This window comes from Bradyrhizobium sp. (assembly GCF_019244115.1).
Taxonomy (GTDB): Bacteria; Pseudomonadota; Alphaproteobacteria; order Rhizobiales; family Xanthobacteraceae; genus Bradyrhizobium.
Genome location: NZ_JAFATE010000370.1, coordinates 1 through 16,090 on the forward strand (window position 1 = coordinate 1; position 16,090 = coordinate 16,090).

General features: G+C 64.4%; 16 protein-coding genes. 6 read left to right on the forward strand and 10 right to left on the reverse strand.

Translation table 11 applies throughout. From position 1 onward, the window contains the following. Positions 1–565: 565 nt before the first annotated feature. From dapD to JOZ76_RS16285, 3 genes are all read right to left on the reverse strand, one after another. Positions 566–1,537, reverse strand: coding sequence for a 2,3,4,5-tetrahydropyridine-2,6-dicarboxylate N-succinyltransferase (dapD, locus tag JOZ76_RS16275; protein WP_291699705.1), 972 nt, complete (start codon positions 1,535–1,537; stop codon positions 566–568). A 212-nt stretch (positions 1,538–1,749) separates the two neighbouring features. Next, positions 1,750–2,478 carry a DUF899 domain-containing protein gene (locus JOZ76_RS16280; protein ID WP_291699707.1) on the reverse strand — a complete coding sequence of 243 codons (729 nt, stop codon included), beginning with the start codon at positions 2,476–2,478 and terminating at the stop codon, positions 1,750–1,752. A gap of 209 nt (positions 2,479–2,687) precedes the next feature. Then, a complete protein-coding gene (locus JOZ76_RS16285; protein WP_291699709.1) occupies positions 2,688–3,158 on the reverse strand; it encodes a YybH family protein in 471 nt (156 codons plus the stop codon). A 362-nt stretch (positions 3,159–3,520) separates the two neighbouring features. On the opposite strand from JOZ76_RS16285, the gene JOZ76_RS16290 reads away from it, so the two are divergent. After that, the gene (locus JOZ76_RS16290) at positions 3,521–3,913 is read left to right on the forward strand and encodes a VOC family protein (protein ID WP_291699711.1); all 393 of its coding nucleotides are present in this window, start codon (positions 3,521–3,523) and stop codon (positions 3,911–3,913) included. Positions 3,914–3,973: 60 nt separating this feature from the next. On the opposite strand, the gene JOZ76_RS16295 is transcribed toward JOZ76_RS16290, so the two are convergent. Together JOZ76_RS16295 and JOZ76_RS16300 are read right to left on the reverse strand one after the other, a co-directional pair. Continuing rightward, complete coding sequence (locus JOZ76_RS16295; protein ID WP_291699713.1) at positions 3,974–4,225, reverse strand: histidine kinase; 252 nt, start codon at positions 4,223–4,225, stop codon at positions 3,974–3,976. A 45-nt stretch (positions 4,226–4,270) separates the two neighbouring features. Then, a complete protein-coding gene (locus JOZ76_RS16300; RefSeq protein ID WP_291699714.1) occupies positions 4,271–5,515 on the reverse strand; it encodes a DUF763 domain-containing protein in 1,245 nt (414 codons plus the stop codon). Between the two features lie 255 nt (positions 5,516–5,770). Here JOZ76_RS16300 and JOZ76_RS16305 point away from each other — a divergent pair, with 255 nt between their 5' ends. The 5 genes from JOZ76_RS16305 to JOZ76_RS16325 all read left to right on the forward strand — a co-directional run bounded on the left by JOZ76_RS16305 (position 5,771) and on the right by JOZ76_RS16325 (position 10,615). After that, positions 5,771–6,823: an ABC transporter substrate-binding protein gene (locus tag JOZ76_RS16305; protein WP_291699716.1), complete on the forward strand. Its 1,053-nt coding sequence runs from the start codon at positions 5,771–5,773 to the stop codon at positions 6,821–6,823. A 280-nt stretch (positions 6,824–7,103) separates the two neighbouring features. Then, positions 7,104–8,174, forward strand: coding sequence for an ABC transporter ATP-binding protein (locus tag JOZ76_RS16310; protein ID WP_291699718.1), 1,071 nt, complete (start codon positions 7,104–7,106; stop codon positions 8,172–8,174). Then, positions 8,171–9,343 (forward strand): ABC transporter permease, encoded by a 1,173-nt coding sequence (locus tag JOZ76_RS16315; protein WP_291699720.1) that lies wholly within the window; start codon positions 8,171–8,173, stop codon positions 9,341–9,343. Before JOZ76_RS16310 ends, JOZ76_RS16315 begins: the two co-directional genes overlap by 4 nt. A gap of 3 nt (positions 9,344–9,346) precedes the next feature. Continuing rightward, the gene (locus JOZ76_RS16320; protein WP_291699722.1) at positions 9,347–10,132 is read left to right on the forward strand and encodes an ABC transporter permease; all 786 of its coding nucleotides are present in this window, start codon (positions 9,347–9,349) and stop codon (positions 10,130–10,132) included. 123 nt (positions 10,133–10,255) lie between these two features. Continuing rightward, on the forward strand, positions 10,256–10,615 hold the full coding sequence (locus JOZ76_RS16325; protein WP_291699724.1) for a DUF6665 family protein: 360 nt from the start codon (positions 10,256–10,258) through the stop codon (positions 10,613–10,615). Between the two features lie 179 nt (positions 10,616–10,794). Here the strand turns inward: JOZ76_RS16325 and JOZ76_RS16330 are convergent, their stop codons facing one another. The 5 genes from JOZ76_RS16330 to JOZ76_RS16350 all read right to left on the reverse strand — a co-directional run bounded on the left by JOZ76_RS16330 (position 10,795) and on the right by JOZ76_RS16350 (position 15,927). Further along, complete coding sequence (locus tag JOZ76_RS16330; protein ID WP_291699730.1) at positions 10,795–11,094, reverse strand: DUF2061 domain-containing protein; 300 nt, start codon at positions 11,092–11,094, stop codon at positions 10,795–10,797. Between the two features lie 383 nt (positions 11,095–11,477). Then, a complete protein-coding gene (locus JOZ76_RS16335; protein WP_291699732.1) occupies positions 11,478–11,810 on the reverse strand; it encodes a hypothetical protein in 333 nt (110 codons plus the stop codon). A 328-nt stretch (positions 11,811–12,138) separates the two neighbouring features. Beyond that, the gene (locus tag JOZ76_RS16340; protein ID WP_291699737.1) at positions 12,139–13,209 is read right to left on the reverse strand and encodes a nickel/cobalt transporter; all 1,071 of its coding nucleotides are present in this window, start codon (positions 13,207–13,209) and stop codon (positions 12,139–12,141) included. Continuing rightward, positions 13,209–13,853, reverse strand: coding sequence for a DUF1007 family protein (locus tag JOZ76_RS16345; protein WP_441300042.1), 645 nt, complete (start codon positions 13,851–13,853; stop codon positions 13,209–13,211). Before JOZ76_RS16345 ends, JOZ76_RS16340 begins: the two co-directional genes overlap by 1 nt. Position 13,854: 1 nt before the next feature. Continuing rightward, positions 13,855–15,927, reverse strand: a complete 2,073-nt coding sequence (locus tag JOZ76_RS16350; RefSeq protein ID WP_291699734.1) for a M3 family metallopeptidase — start codon at positions 15,925–15,927, stop codon at positions 13,855–13,857. Positions 15,928–16,090 lie beyond the last annotated feature (163 nt).

A 16,090-nucleotide genomic window follows, 5' to 3' on the forward strand; every position in this document is an offset into this window, starting at 1 on the left:
TCAGAGGATAGGAAATTGGGATAGCTTCGGCGCACCGCCGGGGCACCCACCATGAACGTCCTCCCTCAGACAACTTCTGCGCGGCAGCCAGCTGCTCCAAAGGCGATGTCCAAACTGGCCGCGATCATTCGATTCCGGGGAAGACCCAATGCCAAAGCGTTCATTCTCTCCCCTTTGGGGCCGCGCCGGTGACACAATAATCACCGCGTTCGAGCCCTATGTCTTGCTTTCTGCGGCCACATCCCCAGGCTCCCTGGTCCCCAGCATAAAATTCACGCTGCTGCCGGACCCGGCGGGGCCAAACCCCGGGGGCCATTTTTTTGCTGAAAATGCGAGGCCGCTCTCCGAAACCATCACGAACTGGCTGGCTGACCAACACCTGTAACCGTGATGACCGTTCTGGGTCAACGGCCGAAAGTCTCACGCGGAACAAATCTGGCCTGCACTACCTCCGATAGCAGACAACGATTGCAGAAGATTTCTCAGTCGGGCAATTGGAGACATCGCTGTTTTTGCTCGAGAGTAAGGCGTGTCACGATTGTCGCTGGGTGACTCTTTCAGGTTTCTAGCTGTGAAGTTGCGAGTTGAGGCCGTCCCAATTTGGTGTGCGCCTGGTTGCTTCAAGAGCACCGCTCTGGGAGTTGCGTCGAAATAGGAGCCCATTTTGACCCGAGAGTTCTCTAGCTTTCACTACTCGGCCATCTTCCAAAAGGAGGCGGGCGCCTGCTGTGACATAACAACCTGCTTCGACCACACAATCATCACCCAGTGAAATGCCGATGCCGGCGTTGGCTCCGATCAGGCAGCGCTCGCCAATTGTAATCCTCTCTTTCCCTCCTCCCGACCGCGTCCCCATGATCGACGCGCCGCCACCAACGTCGCTGCCGCTACCCACAACCACACCGGCACTTATCCGACCTTCGACCATGCAATGACCAAGCGTGCCTGCATTGAAATTGCAAAAGCCTTCATGCATGACGGTCGTGCCCGGTGCCAAGTAGGCTCCCAGCCTCACGCGATCCGCATCTGCAATTCTCACGTCCGCGAGCGTCACATAGTCGGTCATGCGCGGAAATTTATCCACGCCGGTCACCTCGAAAGTCAGGCCGCGCTTTCGGGCCGCCATTCGCGCTTCTGGCACACGAGAGCATTCGCACGGACCAAGAGTGGTCCAGGCAACGTTCGGTAACAGGCTGAAAATCCCTTCAAGGTTCAGGCGATTGGGTTCGACGAGCCGATGGCTAAGGAGGTGGAGCCGAAGGTACGCGTCGTGCACGTCAACGGGCGCGGATGCGAGGGACCCAATTTCGGTGCGGATCGGAACGATATCGACATTGCGAATATCGTCGTGCCGCGCATATCCGGCTGCCGGCTCGCCCAATGACACTTTGATCTCCCGCTCCGTCAGCCGCGCCGTCGCTGCCCCATCAGCCTGCGCACTCAAGCGCAGCTGAAGAAACCAGGAATCCAGGACGCGGCCGTCAGTAGAAATGGTCGCAAATCCCTCGCCTTTCGCACCCCTCTGCTCCATCGCCATTTGAATTGCTCGCGCTTTGATCCAACGAATACTGACAGCCTAAGAAATGTCACGGACGCTGACTAGCTCCGGGCCAAACCACATCATTCCTTGAAGCCCGGCGCCACCGGCGGATCGGTCAACCATAACGCAGGCAGCCGACGTGAGCGCTGATTCCGAACGCTCCGGGTGAGGCCATAGGCGGAAATCGCCGCCATATTGACCCGGGCCTCTCATCCGTCGGCCTGCTCCCGCCCTACTGACGCTGGATACTCGTCGTGCCTGCGCCACCACGCGTAAGGCTGGGTTTGCGGCCAAGCGGGCGGCGAGTCCTCCCAAGCTTCCTGTCGCCCATAGGGCGTCGCGTCCAGAAAACCCCAGACATTTCCGAGCGCTTCGCACCCACGTTGGGATGTGAAATATGTACGGTAGACGTCCTCGTCGCGGCGCAGGAACACCGAAAGACCATGCCGCTCCCCCTCGGGCGTGGTGATCCCGAAGTCCACATTGAAGGTATTGTTCGCGCTCGACACCCATCGATGCGGCCAACCCATCCGCTTGCGATAAGCTTCCAGGCTCGTGAGCGGCGCGCGGCTCACAAGCGCCAGCGTGATGCCGCGCGCCTTCAGATGCTCGCTCGTAAACTGGCCGATATTGTCAGTGAACATCGAACATCCCGGACATCCGGCGGTCGGCCAGCCGTGCACCCCTGGCGCGAACATGAAGTGGTACAGGAGGAGCTGCGGCCGGTTATCGAACAGATCGACGAGGCTCACCTTGCCCTCCGCGCTTTCGAAGATGTAGGCGTTCTCGACCTTCGTCATCGGCAGGCGGCGGCGCTCGGCGGCCAGGGCGTCTCGGGCGCGGGTCAGCGCCTTCTCCTTCGTGAGCAAGGCTTCGGAGGCCTCTCGCCACTGCGCGTCGGAGACTATTTCGGGCATCACATCGCTGATCCGGGCCATTTAGAACTCCCTGATATCGTCCTCGAGCCGAGGACGTCCGAGCGCGTTTTGAGCCGACACTCGACCCGGAAAAGTTTTCGACGAAAGCGTCGAAAGGCGGTTTGTCAATATTCAGGGTCAGGAGCTGCTTTCGCGAATGCGTCAGCGCGTCGGCCGGTGGACCCCAGCTGCCTCCTGGCAGTGCGTTGGCAGCTGGCGACTGCACGCAACTAGCGGGCCTTGACTGGCCGGTTGCCGTGGCTGTCCTGCGGCACACCGCGCTGGAGCGACATGTGGGAATGAATGCCGAGCCAGCGCCCATCGGCCTGACGCGCGAGAACGATCGTCGCCCGCCCCGGCCGATCGAAGCGGCTGCCGTCCGCATGGAAACCGGTACTCGTCCAAGGCGTGATCACCGTCGCCATGCCGCCGTCGGCGCTGACCAGCACCGCCGTATGGTCGAGGTCGAATACGAAATCCGCCGTACGAGGCCAGACATTGTCCCATTGCGTCTCGGTCCAGCGCGCGCGGCCGTGGATGAGTTCCTGATAGGTGCCGAACGCGATGATGTCGGGATGCCAGAACGGACGAGCGGCAGCATAGTCCACCGCCCTGACGCAGGCGGCGAAGCGTTCGAGCCAATCGAAGATCGATTGCCTCGTCGCCCGATCGGCGATCGGCAGGGCTGTTTCCTTGCTCATCATCTTCCTCGATCTGGCGGCCAAGCCGACCGACCGAGCCAGAAACGTAGGACGGCGTCAAACGGAATGGCCTCGGCTGCTCCAGTCAAATCAATCTTCTCTGAAGAGACATGTTCGCTGTTCCCGACTAAGACCACCTTCCATTTTGATGGCGGCGTATTGAAATCCCGCAGGTGAGCTCTTAAGGATCGCGAAGGAGAACCGCGTTGGGTCTTCGACACCGAACAGGCTTCATTCCGGGGACCGAACAGGCTTCATTCCGGGGTAAGGGTTGGAACGCAATGCCGAACCCAAACACGGCCCAATGAAGCTGTCAGCCTCACGGCCCGACGGGTGTCTCGGAAGCAAGGAGATTTACGGCAATGCAGGACATGACCGCAATCGAAGTCAAAGCCTTCGTTCCATCCAAGGATTTCGCCCTGTCCAAGCGCTTCTACCAGGATTTGGGGTTCGATCTTGGATGGTCGTCGGACCAACTCGCATATCTGCATCACGGTAGCTCGAGCTTTCTGTTGCAGAACTTCTACGTCAAGGAACACGCCGATAACTTCATGATGCATCTTCTTGTCGAGAACGTCGAAGCCTGGTGGAGCCACGTTCAGGACAATAAGCTGGCGGTCAAGTATGGTGTGAAGGTTGATGCTCCCGAGGATCGGCCATGGGGCCTCCGGGATTTCGTGCTCGTCGATCCGACCGGGGTATTGTGGCGCATCGGGCAAACCATCCCCGACGCGCACCAAGAGACCTCCGGCTGACTGCGACTTATCTGCAGACAAAGGTCGACCTACACAGAGCGGTCGGTTCGCGCAAGGCGCTCACCTGCCGAGCGCGGCGCGCGCGCTCTTGATGAGGTCCATGCACTCGGACCAGTCGGCCTCGATCACCTCGGTCTCGGCATCGCTGAGCGCCTTGCGCAGCGTGGCGAGCACGGGCGGTGGATGTTTCTTCTTGAGCTCCGCCTTGAGCATTGCGATGCCCTTCTGGCAGTCGGACTGGTTGTCCGCCCTGGCCGCGGTCGCGCTGATCATCACGACCGCCATGGCGGATAACAGGTATGAACGCAACATCTCGTCCTCCCGCTGTAAGCTCACTGTCCCCAATGCTATTCCGCGCTACGACGTTCCCCGCTTTTTCGCCGCCTGCAGATCCCGCTCCCAGCCGAACACCGAGCGGCCGTCGAGGATGGGTGAGGCGAGCCGCTCGGTCGCAATGAAGGAGTCGACCGACGGGCCGGACACATGTTCGAGCCGCCGCGCCTGGTCATCGAGCCGCTTCAGTGCGCCGAGCTTCTCGTCGCTGCCGAGCTTTGCGCGCTCGACCGCACTCTTGAGCACGCGGATGGTCTGGTCGTAGACCTTGAGCGGCACGGGAAACGGATGGCGGTCCTTGCCGCCATGGGCGAACGAAAAGCGCGCCGGGTCGGCGAAGCGATAGGGCGCGCCATGCACGACCTCCGCGACCATGGCGAGCGAGCGCACGGTGCGGGCCCCGACACCCGGCACCAGCAGCAGCTCGGAAAAATCCAGCGGACCGCGCTCGGCCGCGGCGGCAAGCGTGCCATGCAGCCGCCGCGCAAAGACGTCCTTCGGCCTGACATCATGATGCGCGGGCATGATCAGATGCGGCAACGTGCCCTGGGCCGGGGCGTCGCCCTGCAGCGCCTCGAACTCGCCGATGATGCGGTCGGGACCAAGCTCGGCCAGCAGCGACAGCTGACCATGCCGTGACGTCGCCGCGCGGCGGTCGGTCAGGTTGACGATCTCGCCCTGCTCCGGCCCGTCGATCGCGCTGTGCGGCTCCTCGACGAAATCCTGCACCGCCTGGGAGTGCCAGTGGTAGCGCCGCGCCTGCTTCTTGTCGCCATTCATGCCTTGCTGCACGACCGTCCATTTGCCGTCGACGGTCACGAAGAAGCCGTGCAGATAAAGATCAAAACCGTCCTGCACGGCGGCGCTGTCGACCTTTGCGACCAGGCGGCTGACCCGTGTCAGGCGCTCGCCATCAAAACCGGTGCGCTCGGCGAGCGAGCGAAGCTCGTCCGGCGTCTTGCGCGAATGCTGGCCGCGCCCGCCGCAGACATAGAGGCCGAGTTCGTCCTGCCGGGAGCCAAGCCCGCGTTTGAGCGCCCCGATGACGCTCGTGGTGATGCCCGACGAATGCCAGTCCATTCCCATCACGGCGCCAAACGACTGGAACCAGAACGGATGCGCAAGCCGCTCGAGAAAAGCGTCGCGGCCATAATGATGGACGATCGCCTCCGTGATAACGGCGCCGAGCGTCGCCATGCGCACGCCGAGCCAGACCGGCACGCGCCCGCCATGCAGAGGAAGATCGGCACTGCCCGTGCGTTTGACCATGCTTTCCCGTCGATCGAACAAGAAGCGGTTTTCCCGGAGGAATCGCCGCCCAGCGAGCCATCAAACAACATAGGAAGCTCCGCGGGCGCGGTCCATAGAGGTCTCGTGCACTATGCCCTTGCCAGCCATGGCGGCGGCCTCCACTATGCTCGCTTAGATGCCTGATGGCGCGCCAACGCAGACTGGGTGACGGTGCTCCGGTCAGGCTGGTTCTTGAGCAGCGGCGCAGCGCGTATCGTGACCAGGGGGAGAGCAATGAGCAACAGCAAGACAGTATCGACCATCGCGGTCCTCGGCCTGTTGTCGGCAGTGATCACAGCCACCGGCGCGTCGGCGCGCGACCTGACGGTGGTGTCCTGGGGCGGCACCTATCAGGATGCCCAGCGCAAGATCTATTTCGAGCCGTTCTCCAAGGCCATCGGCAAGCCGGTGCTCGACGAAGCCTGGGACGGCGGCATCGGCGTGCTGCAGGCCAAGGTCAAGGCCGGCAATCCGGCGTGGGATGCGGTGCAGGTCGAGGCCGACGAGCTCGCGCTCGGCTGCGCCGACGGGTTGTTTGAGAAGGTCGACTGGAGCAAGCTCGGCGGCAAGGATGCGTTCCTGCCCTCGGCGGTCAGCGACTGCGGCGTCGGCGCCATCGTCTGGTCGACCGCGATCGCCTATGACGGCGCAAAGATCGCCGACGGACCAAAATCGTGGGCGGATTTTTGGGACGTGCAAAAATTCCCCGGCAAGCGCGCCCTGCGCAAGGGCGCCAAATATACCCTCGAATTCGCCCTGATGGCCGACGGCGTGCCGGCGAACAAGGTCTATGAGGTGCTGGCAACGCCTGATGGCGTCGACCGCGCCTTCAAGAAGCTCGACGAGTTGAAGCCGAATCTCGTGTGGTGGTCGTCCGGTGCGCAGCCGCTGCAGCTGCTCGCATCGGGCGAAGTGGCGATGACCAGCGCCTATAACGGGCGCATCACCGGCATCGACCGCTCGGAAGGCAAGAAGTTCAAGGTGGTCTGGCCGGGCAGCATCTATGCCGTCGACAGCTGGGTGGTGCTGAAGGGCGCGGAGAACAAGCAGGCCGCCTTCGATTTCATTGCCTTCACCTCGAAGCCTGAGAACCAGTCGAAACTGCCCGAGTACATCGCCTATGGCCTGCCGAACAAGGAAGCCGGCAAGCGCGTGCCGCCGCAGTTTTTGGCCGATCTGCCGACCGCGCCGGCCAACATGGAAGGTGCCCAGGCGCTGAACGTGGATTTCTGGATCGACAATCTGGAGACCCTGACCAAGCGTTTCGACGCCTGGCTCGCCAAGTAGCCTTTCGACCAGCGTAACAAATTGACAGTGCGTGATGAGGTTTGGTTGAAAGGTCTCTCCCCGCGGGCGGTTCACCTCTCCCCGCTTGCAGGGAGAGGTCGCATCGTTTTAGCGATGCGGGTGAGGGGGATTCTCCACGACCTCAGTCCCCTGAGACTCCCCCTCACCCCAACCCTCTCCCCGCTAGCGGGGAGAGGGAGCGCACCTCCGGCGCGGCAGCAACCGATGCTGAACTCATCACACCGGATGATTGGAACAGCACAGCCCACGGAGGGCGGCCTTGGCCATCCCGCGTATCCGCATTGATCAGGTCTCGAAATCGTTCGGCCCGGTTCAGGTCATCAAGGATTTGTCGCTTGATATCGAGCGCGGCGAGTTCGTCAGCCTGATCGGCCCCTCCGGATCGGGCAAGACCACCCTGTTGATGCTGCTCGCCGGTTTCGAGCAGCCGAGCGCCGGCAGCATCCTGCTCGACGGCCAGCGCATCGACCAGCTGCCCCCGCACCGCCGCGCAATGGGCGTCGTGTTCCAGAATTATGCGCTGTTTCCGCACATGTCGGTTGCCGACAACGTCGCCTTTCCGTTGAAGATGCGCGCCATGGCGCGGGCCGAGGCCGAGGCCAAGGTGAAGCGCGCGCTCGACATGGTGCAGCTCGCGGCGATGCGCGATCGCCGCCCGGCGCAGCTGTCGGGCGGGCAGCAGCAGCGCGTCGCGCTGGCCCGCGCGCTCGTCTTCGAGCCCGCCGTCGTGCTGATGGACGAACCGCTCGGCGCGCTCGACAAGCAGCTCCGCGAACAGATGCAGCTCGATATCCGCGCCCTCCACAAGCGGCTCGAACTGACCGTCGTGTTCGTGACGCACGACCAGTCCGAGGCGCTGACCATGTCGGACCGCATTGCCGTGTTCAATCATGGCCTGATCGAGCAGATCGGTTCGCCGCGCGACATCTACGATCACCCGAGGACGAAATTCGTCGCCGAGTTCATCGGCGAGACCAATCTGCTCGAAGGAACCGTGAAGGAACACGGCGGCGACGGAACGACAATCGCGCTGGCGTCCGACCGGCATCTGACCGTGCCGCGAAGCGAGGCGCTGTCCCCGGGCGCGCGCGTGCTGGTCTCGGTGCGCCCGGAACGCATTCTGCTCGGTCCGCCCGCTACGGCCGTCTCGAACAGGCTGCCGACTCGCGTCCTGGACAGCGTCTACCAGGGCGATCATCTGCGTGTGCAGCTCGACGAGGCCGCGTTCGGCCTCGTCGTCCGGCTCGATCGGCGTTTTGCGGAATGGCCCGCCGGCGCCGACGTGGTGGCGCATTTCGCGCCCGCCGACTGCTGGGTGATCGCGGCATGAGCGCGGCCGGGCAACGCCTCGGCCAGTTGGCGCTCGTGCTCCCGCTGGTGCTGTTTCTCGGCGTGTTCTTCGTCTGGCCACTGTTTTCGGTGCTCGAACAGGCGGTGTCCGACCCGGTCGTCAGCCGCCATCTGCCGGCAACCGCGGCCGCCTCCGCCGCATGGGACCGCACCTCCGCGCCGCCAGCCGAAATGCAACAGGCGCTGGTGCGGGATCTGCGGGCCATCGATGACGATCAGGTGCTAGGCGATCTGGTGCGCCGGTTGAACAGCGCCCAGCCCGGCTTTCGGACGCTGATGCGGAAGACGGTCAGCGCCGCGCGCGCGGGCGGCGGCCCGCTCGATCTTGCCGAGCTCGACCCACGCTGGCGCGAGGTGCCGTTCTGGCGCGCCATTGCGGATGCCACCAATCCCTATACCGACCGCAATCTTCTGGCGGCTGTCGACCTGCAGCGCGACACGTCGGGCGCCGTCACAATCATTCCGGAAGGTGAATCCGCCAACCGCGCCATCCTGCTACGCACGTTCCTGGTCGCCGCGACCGTGACGCTCGCAACCTGCCTGATCGGCCTGCCCTATGCCATGCTGGTGGCGTCCTCGGCCGGATGGCGCCGGCAATTGCTGCTCGCCGCGGTGCTGCTGCCGCTGTGGACGTCGCTCTTGGTGCGCACCACCGCCTGGTACATCCTGCTGCAGGATCAGGGCCTCATCAACTCGACGCTGTCCGCGCTCGGCCTGACCGCCCGCCCGCTGCCGCTTTTGTTCAACCGCACCGGCGTCATCATCGCGATGACGCATGTGCTGCTGCCCTTCATGGTGCTGCCGATCTATAGCGTGCTGATCGCGATCCCGAAAAACCTGGTGCCGGCGGCGGCCTCGCTCGGCGCCGGCCCGATCCGCGCCTTCGTCCACGTCCTGCTGCCGCTGACCTTGCGCGGCATCGCCTCCGGCGCGCTGCTCGTGTTCATGGCGGCGCTCGGCTACTACATCACGCCGGCGCTGATCGGCGGCCCGAAGGACCAGATGATCAGCTCGGTGATCGCTTTCTACGCGACCGGCTCGGCCAACTGGGGCATGGCGGGCGCGCTCGGCATCGTGCTGCTCGCGGCGACGCTCGTGCTCTACGGCATCTACGGCCGCCTGTCCGCGGCCAACACCACGAGGGCGTGAGCGATGCTGCGCGCGGGGCGATTTCTGTTCGGTGCCGCCACGGTGCTGTTCCTGCTGGCGCCGCTGATCGCGATTCTGCCGCTGGCCTTCACCTCCAGCAGCCTTCTGACCTATCCGATCAACCATCTGTCGACCCGCTGGTTCGAGGAGCTCGCCACCGCCGAGGCCTGGCATCGGTCGATCGTGAACAGCCTCATCGTCGGCGCGGGCACCACCGTTCTGGCGACCGTGCTCGGCACGCTGGCCGCGCTCGGCCTGCGCCGCCGCATCACGTTCGGTGCGGCGCTGCGCACGCTGTTTCTGCTGCCGATGGTGGTACCGGCGGTCGTGCTCGGGATCGGGCTGCAGATCCTGCTCGCCCGCCTCGCCCTCGCCAACACCTATGCGGCCGTCATCGTCGCGCACACCGTGGTCGCGGTCCCCTTCGTGCTGGTCAGCATTGCCGCCTCGCTCGACGGCATCGATCCGCAGGTCGAGCGTGCCGCCGCCAGTCTCGGCGCTGCGCCGGCGCGCGTGTTCCTGCTGGTGACCATGCCGCTCGCCATGCCGGGCATCCTCTCAGGCGCGGCGCTTGCCTTCGCGACCTCGCTCGACGAAGTGGTCCTCACGCTGTTCGTCGCGGGACCCAACCAGTTGACGCTGGCGCGGCAGATGTTTTCGTCGATCCGAGAAAACATCTCGCCGGTCATCGTCGCCGCCGCGTTCCTGTTCATCATCGGCACGGTGCTGGTCGGCGGCCTCCTCATCGCCGTCCGTCAGCGCAGCATCCGCACCGCCGCGATGCCGTGACGTCGCGCAAACCCGACTGCCGAGACGGCCTTGAGATTGAGCGCGCGATCATCGGCCATGCGACAGCGCGAAAGGTGGCGCGCTTGGTTGCGCATGCGCCCCGTGTGGCGCTATACACGGTCCATGTCCCGCGACTTTCGCCTTCATCGCACGCCCCTCGACGCTCTCGACTATGAGATCGCCCAGGAGACGGCGGCTGCGCTCGGACGGATGGGGCGAGCGCTGGAAGCGGCCCTCGCCAGGCTGCGCGAGTTCGATGCCGCCCATCCGCGCGCGGGTGCACCGGCGTCGGCGCGACAGGTACGGCGCGCTCTGGTGACGGAGGCCGGCCACGCACTCTGGATGTTCGTGGTGCAGCGAGAGGCCTGTGGCCTGCGCGACAGCCGCACGGTCATGCGCGACTACGACGTGCCGGGTGAAGTGCAGCGGTGCATGGGAGCCGCCACCGCCCCATCGATCGCGGGCCGCAACACGACGTGCTGAGTTCCACGCCGGGTAGAGGTTCTGGATGAAGCGGAATGGGTCTCGTGGGGCGGTGCTCCATGTCGACCGGTCATCAGCTAGAAGCTAACGCTCCGTCCGATCAAGCCGATCGGCGGCATCGGGCGATCCCAAGGACCCTGCTGGCGGCGAGCAAGGTGAGTTCGATGGTCATGCCTGTCTCAATCGTCCATCACGCAAACAACGCCGCCCCCGCCTCGGTTAGCTTCACATACGTGCCGCTCTCGTGCAGGAGATTGAGCAGACGCCCGGCAGCTCGATAGGCCCATGATCTCCGTGCGGCCTTCATGCCAACCCCATGCCAACTCGTGCGCCACGTACATGACGATCGAGCTGATGGCCATGAGCCCGGCCGTGTGGCCGGCCGTCGCGACGTGCCCCGTGGTCCAGAAACAGATCGCAAAAATCTCGGCGGTTCCGATCAGCCGCCACGTGACGGCCTTCGCGATCGCCCTGCGCATTGGGATGCTCTCCTCGGTTTTCCGACTGGCCCGAGTGTCCGGTAGACCCCCACGGGTCGTGCGCCGCGCGCTTCTCGGGAGTGATCGTGTTGAACATTGGGATCCCGGTGGTCATCGTCGCTGAATTTCAGCGAGGTCCTTGGAGCAGCGCCGCGTTGGCTGGACCTCTCATCAGCGGGTCCACACGCCGCTCGACTGACGATCATGGTAATCGATAAAATTTTATCGACAATCGAAACCAATTGTTAACCTTACCGTGGCTGCGGCGGCCACAGGAGTGCCGCTAGCAGATGATCGTCGTGTATTCTGGGCTGCCGTCCTCACGCGGTGCTTATTTCGGCCCGGTGGCTCGTCCTTACACTCCACGTTCCTTCAGTCCTCGCTCACGCAAACCGCTTGGCGGCATCGAGCGCAAGGCCCGTCGCGACACTGCCGAACGCATCACCTGCAATGAGCCGCGCGGCCGGGACCGCGGCGGCGATCGTCGTCCGCACCGACGGCATCCGGGTCGCGCCGCCGGTCAGAAACACGGCCGACACCGCCTCCGGTGTCGCTTCGTGGCCGAACGTCGTCGAATGGTCGTCAAAACTGAAGAACAGCGCCGTCGGCACCGACGTCGCGCCGCGCTGGATCGGCAGCAGGCTTGGTCCATCTGCATCGCAGACACCGACGGACGAGTTCGAAGTGCCGAAATCTATGCCGCACGCAGGGGTCATGCGCGATGCTCCGTCGTGATTGCTTGTGCTGGTTTTCGCCGTCGAATGCGAAGGGAGCGCGACTATCGCCAGATTTCGTGGTTTGACAAGTCCGGAATTTCTTCCCGGACGCATCCAGCAAAACGACACGAACGGCCTCAGCCGATGACTCGTCACGGCCGGGCTTGTCCCGGCCATCTACGTATTCGAGGCAATCAAGGAAGAAAGACGTGGATGCCCGGCGCAAGGCCGGGCATCACGAAGTGGAAACATCAGCGCTCGTATCCGTTGGTATCAGATAGGGATGCGGGCGCCTGCGGCGAGTCCCGGCTCTTGTTCCTGCGCCGGTCTAGAAGCAGGTCACGCGTTCGGCGGAGAGATAGCCGAACAACAGGCCAAGGCCGAGCAGCAGCACGAGGCCGGCGGCGCCGAACTCGATGCCGCGCATGACGAGCGCGCCGCTGCCCTCGCTGGCGGAGCTCAGGCGCCGCGCGACATCCTTGGCAGAGACCGCGAGCACCGCGATGGTCGCGACCGTGATCGCGGTGCCGAGCCCCATCACCAAGGTCGCGGCGATGCCGGCCCAGAACAGGCCATTGGCGAGCGCGAACACCAGCACCAGGATCGCGCCCGAACAGGGCCGCACGCCCACCGTCAGCACCGCGGCGAGGCCGCGCCGCCAGCCGCCGGGACCGGCGAGTTGCTCCGGCTGCGGCCCATGCGAATGGCCGCAATGCGCGTCGTGGACGTGATCATGGGCATGACCGTGGTCGTGGCCATGATGGTGATCATGGTCGTGCCCACCATGATGGTGATGCCCGCCAGCCGCGGCCATCCGCAGCTCTGGCTGTGTCTGCAGCGCGCTGATGAAGGCGCCGCCCTTGGTCCAGACCAGGCGGGCGCCGAACGCCGCGATCAGGGCATAGCTCGCGATCTCGATGCCGGTCTCCGCGCTGCACATCGTCTTTGCGGTGACGTTCATGATCCAGGCGCCGATCGCGACGATCAAGATCGCCACCAGCGCCTGCAGCAGCGCCGAGACGAAGGACAGCGCAATGCCGCGCCGCGCGGTCTCCTGGTTGGCGACGAGGTAGGAGGAGATCACCGCCTTGCCATGGCCCGGGCCTGCCGCGTGGAAAATGCCGTAGGCGAAGGACACGGCCAGCAGCGTCCACACCGCCGAGCCATCGGATTTTGCGCTGCGGATCGCGGCGGAGATCTCGCGGTAAAACTCCGACTGGCGGGCGAGCAGCCAGCCGACGATGCCGCCGACCTCTGGCGCGGCAGCAGGCCGCGGGCCGCCGAACGGATTTTGCGCCAGCAGCGGATGCAGGGCCGCATCGAGGCTCGCGAGTGCGACGAGGGCCGCAAGGGCGATCACGAGGGTGCGGATCGAGTGGGCGCGGAGTAGTAGCGGCATCATGGGCAGTTCACCGTGATCTTGTTGGCGAACATGACGCCAAAGGTCAGATTGGCGCCGTCGCCAAAATTCTGCTCGCCGAGCGTCTGGGCCGTGGCGGTGCCGTCAGCCGGGCGCTGGACCTTGATCTGGCAGGCCGCCGGCGCGCCGACCAGTTTTGCCGGCTCCTGGTCGGCCAGCTTGAAGTCGACGAAGAAGGTCGGGTCGTACACGTCGAGTGACAGTTCCTTGCTCTTCACCGGGGTCTTCAGCGGCAACATGAAATGCAGCGTAAGCAGGCCGTCCTTGGCGTCCATGAAATAGTCGACCGGTTCCTGGAACTGCTGCTTCTTGCCGTCGGCCTTGGCCACGCTGAAATAGTCGAACTCCTTGAGCGCCTCGACATTGGTCTGCGCCAGCGGCTGGAGTTCCTCCCGGGTGTAGACCCCTTTGGTCCTGGTCTCGACGCCCTGCAGCGCGTAGCTGGAAAACATGTCATCAAAGGTCCAGGCGTAGCGCACGCCGGTGAGCGAGCCATCGGGCGCATAGACCAGCTCGCTGGTCGACGTGACCCAGACATGGGGATGCGCCTCCGCCGTGCTGCCGCCGGCCAGGAGCGCGCCGGCGAACAGCATCGAGATCAACCACAGCCGGGTGGCCGTCATCTCAGGCCGCCTTGGCCGCGTCCAACAGGCCGCGACGGCGCAGCAGGGCGTCGGGCTCGGGGTCACGGCCGCGGAAGGCGACGTAGGCCGCCTCCGGATCGACCGAGCCGCCGGTGGAATAGATATCGTCATGCAGCCGCTTGGCGACCGCGGGATCAAAGATGTTGCCGGCCTCCTCGAAGGCACCAAAGGCGTCGGCATCCATCACCTCCGACCACATGTAGCTGTAATAGCCGGCCGCGTAATAGCCGCCGGAGAACACGTGGCCGAACTGCTGCGGCCGGTGCCGCATCGCGATCTCCTCCGGCATCCCGATCTTTTCCAGCTCGGCACGCTCGAAGGCGCGGACGTCGCGGCTCGCGGCGGCCGGCTGGGTATGGAATTCGAGGTCGATCAGCGCGGACGAGACGAACTCCACCGTGGCAAAACCCTGGTTGAATTTGCGCGCCGCGAGGAAGCGGCTCAGCAGGTCCTGCGGCAGCGGCTCGCCGGTCTCATAGTGGCGGGCGAAGCGCTGCAGCACTTCGGGGCGCTCCTGCCAGTGCTCGTAGAGCTGCGAGGGCAGCTCGACGAAATCGGTGAACACGCTGGTGCCGGCCAGCGAGGGATAGGTCACGTTCGACAGCATGCCATGCAGGCCGTGGCCGAACTCGTGGAACAGGGTCCGTGCATCGTCGGGCGAGAGCAGCGAGGGTTGTCCGTCCGCGCCCTTTGAGAAGTTGCAGACATTGAGGATCAGGGGGGCGATCTCGCCGTCGAGCTTCTGCTGGTCGCGCAGCGAGGTCATCCAGGCGCCCGAACGTTTCGAGGGCCGCGCAAAGTAGTCGCCGTAGAACAGCGCCTTGTGGCGGCGGTCGCGATCGCTGACCTCCCAGACCCGCACATCCGGATGCCAGACGGGGATATCCTTGCGCTCGGCGAAGGTGATGCCGAACAGGCGGGTGGCGCAATCGAAGGCGGCCTCGATCATGTTGTCGAGCGCGAGATAAGGCTTGATCGCGGCGTCGTCGAAATTGGCTTTCCGCAGGCGGAGCTTTTCGGCGTAGTAGCGCCAGTCCCAAGGCGCGAGCTGGAAGTTGCCGCCCTCCTCGGCGATCAGCGCCTGCAGCTCGTCGCGGTCGGCGAGTGCCTTGGCCCGCGCCGGCTTCCAGACCCGCTCCAACAGGCTACGGACGTTCTCCGGCGTCTTGGCCATGGAGTCGTCGAGCCGGTAGGCGGCGTAGGTCGGGTAGCCCAGGAGCTTTGCGCTCTCCTCGCGGAGAGCCAGGACTTCGACGATGGTTTCGTTGTTGTCATTGGCGTTGCCATTGTCGCCGCGCGCGACAAAGGCCCGGTAGACTTTTTCCCTGAGGTCGCGGCGGTCGGCGCTCTTCAAAAACGGCTCGACGTAGGAGCGCGATAGCGTCACCACGGCCTTGCCGGCGAGGCCCCTCTCCTCCGCGGCGGCCCTTGCGGCTGCAATGAAGCTGTCCGGCAGGCCGGCGAGATCCGCCTCGCCGAGCTCCAGCACCCAGTCCTGCTCGTCGGCGAGCAGATGGTGGCTGAAGGTGGTGCCGAGCTGGGCGAGCCGCTCGTTGATCTCGGCCATCCGCGCCTTGGCCTGTTCGGAGAGGCCGGCGCCGGCGCGGCGGAAATTGATGTAGGTGCGCTGCAAAAGCCGCTTCTGCTCGGCCGTCAGCTCCAGGCTCTCGCGCCTGTCGTAGAGCGCTTTGATGCGGGAAAACAGCACCGCGTTCATCATGATGGGGTTCCAGTGGCGGGCCATCCGCGGCGAAATTTCCTTGTCGATTGCCAGGATCTCCGGATTGGAATGTGCAGAGACCAAGTCATAGAACACGGCAGAGACCTTGGTCAGCAGCTTGCCCGCGCGCTCCAGCGCGGTGATGGTGTTGGCGAAGTCGGGCGCCGACGGATCGCGCGCGATCGCGTCGATCTCGGCTGAGTGATCGGCGAAGGCTTGCTCGAAGGCGGGCAGAAAATGGTCCGGCCTGATCCGGTCGAAGGGCGGCGTCTCGCATGGCGTCTGCCAGGCCTGGAGGAGAGGATTTGCCTGCGCTTGCTGCTGATCTGACATCGCAAAATGATCCGTTCTTCTGGTCCGAAAGATTACCGGCAGCTATATCACGCGATGCGGCGTTTTTGAGCCTTTTGTGCTTGATAGGCCGGCACTTTTCGGAGAGATTGCGCCTCTCAACAGGATCAAATTCATGAGCTCGCAAGCCCCTTCCACCGCCTCA

Excerpts from the sequence above, each read along its gene's own strand:
- JOZ76_RS16295 (WP_291699713.1), bottom strand. The coding sequence starts at position 4,225 with ATGTTGCGTTCATACCTGTTATCCGCCATGGCGGTCGTGATGATCAGC.
- JOZ76_RS16300 (WP_291699714.1), bottom strand. The coding sequence starts at position 5,515 with ATGGTCAAACGCACGGGCAGTGCCGATCTTCCTCTGCATGGCGGGCGC.
- JOZ76_RS16315 (WP_291699720.1), top strand. The coding sequence starts at position 8,171 with ATGAGCGCGGCCGGGCAACGCCTCGGCCAGTTGGCGCTCGTGCTCCCG.
- JOZ76_RS16325 (WP_291699724.1), top strand. The coding sequence starts at position 10,256 with ATGTCCCGCGACTTTCGCCTTCATCGCACGCCCCTCGACGCTCTCGAC.
- JOZ76_RS16350 (WP_291699734.1), bottom strand. The coding sequence starts at position 15,927 with ATGTCAGATCAGCAGCAAGCGCAGGCAAATCCTCTCCTCCAGGCCTGG.
- JOZ76_RS16335 (WP_291699732.1), bottom strand. The coding sequence starts at position 11,810 with ATGACCCCTGCGTGCGGCATAGATTTCGGCACTTCGAACTCGTCCGTC.
- JOZ76_RS16345 (WP_441300042.1), bottom strand. The coding sequence starts at position 13,853 with ATGACGGCCACCCGGCTGTGGTTGATCTCGATGCTGTTCGCCGGCGCG.
- JOZ76_RS16340 (WP_291699737.1), bottom strand. The coding sequence starts at position 13,209 with ATGCCGCTACTACTCCGCGCCCACTCGATCCGCACCCTCGTGATCGCC.
- JOZ76_RS16290 (WP_291699711.1), top strand. The coding sequence starts at position 3,521 with ATGCAGGACATGACCGCAATCGAAGTCAAAGCCTTCGTTCCATCCAAG.
- dapD (WP_291699705.1), bottom strand. The coding sequence starts at position 1,537 with ATGGCGATGGAGCAGAGGGGTGCGAAAGGCGAGGGATTTGCGACCATT.
- JOZ76_RS16305 (WP_291699716.1), top strand. The coding sequence starts at position 5,771 with ATGAGCAACAGCAAGACAGTATCGACCATCGCGGTCCTCGGCCTGTTG.
- JOZ76_RS16280 (WP_291699707.1), bottom strand. The coding sequence starts at position 2,478 with ATGGCCCGGATCAGCGATGTGATGCCCGAAATAGTCTCCGACGCGCAG.
- JOZ76_RS16330 (WP_291699730.1), bottom strand. The coding sequence starts at position 11,094 with ATGCGCAGGGCGATCGCGAAGGCCGTCACGTGGCGGCTGATCGGAACC.
- JOZ76_RS16320 (WP_291699722.1), top strand. The coding sequence starts at position 9,347 with ATGCTGCGCGCGGGGCGATTTCTGTTCGGTGCCGCCACGGTGCTGTTC.
- JOZ76_RS16285 (WP_291699709.1), bottom strand. The coding sequence starts at position 3,158 with ATGAGCAAGGAAACAGCCCTGCCGATCGCCGATCGGGCGACGAGGCAA.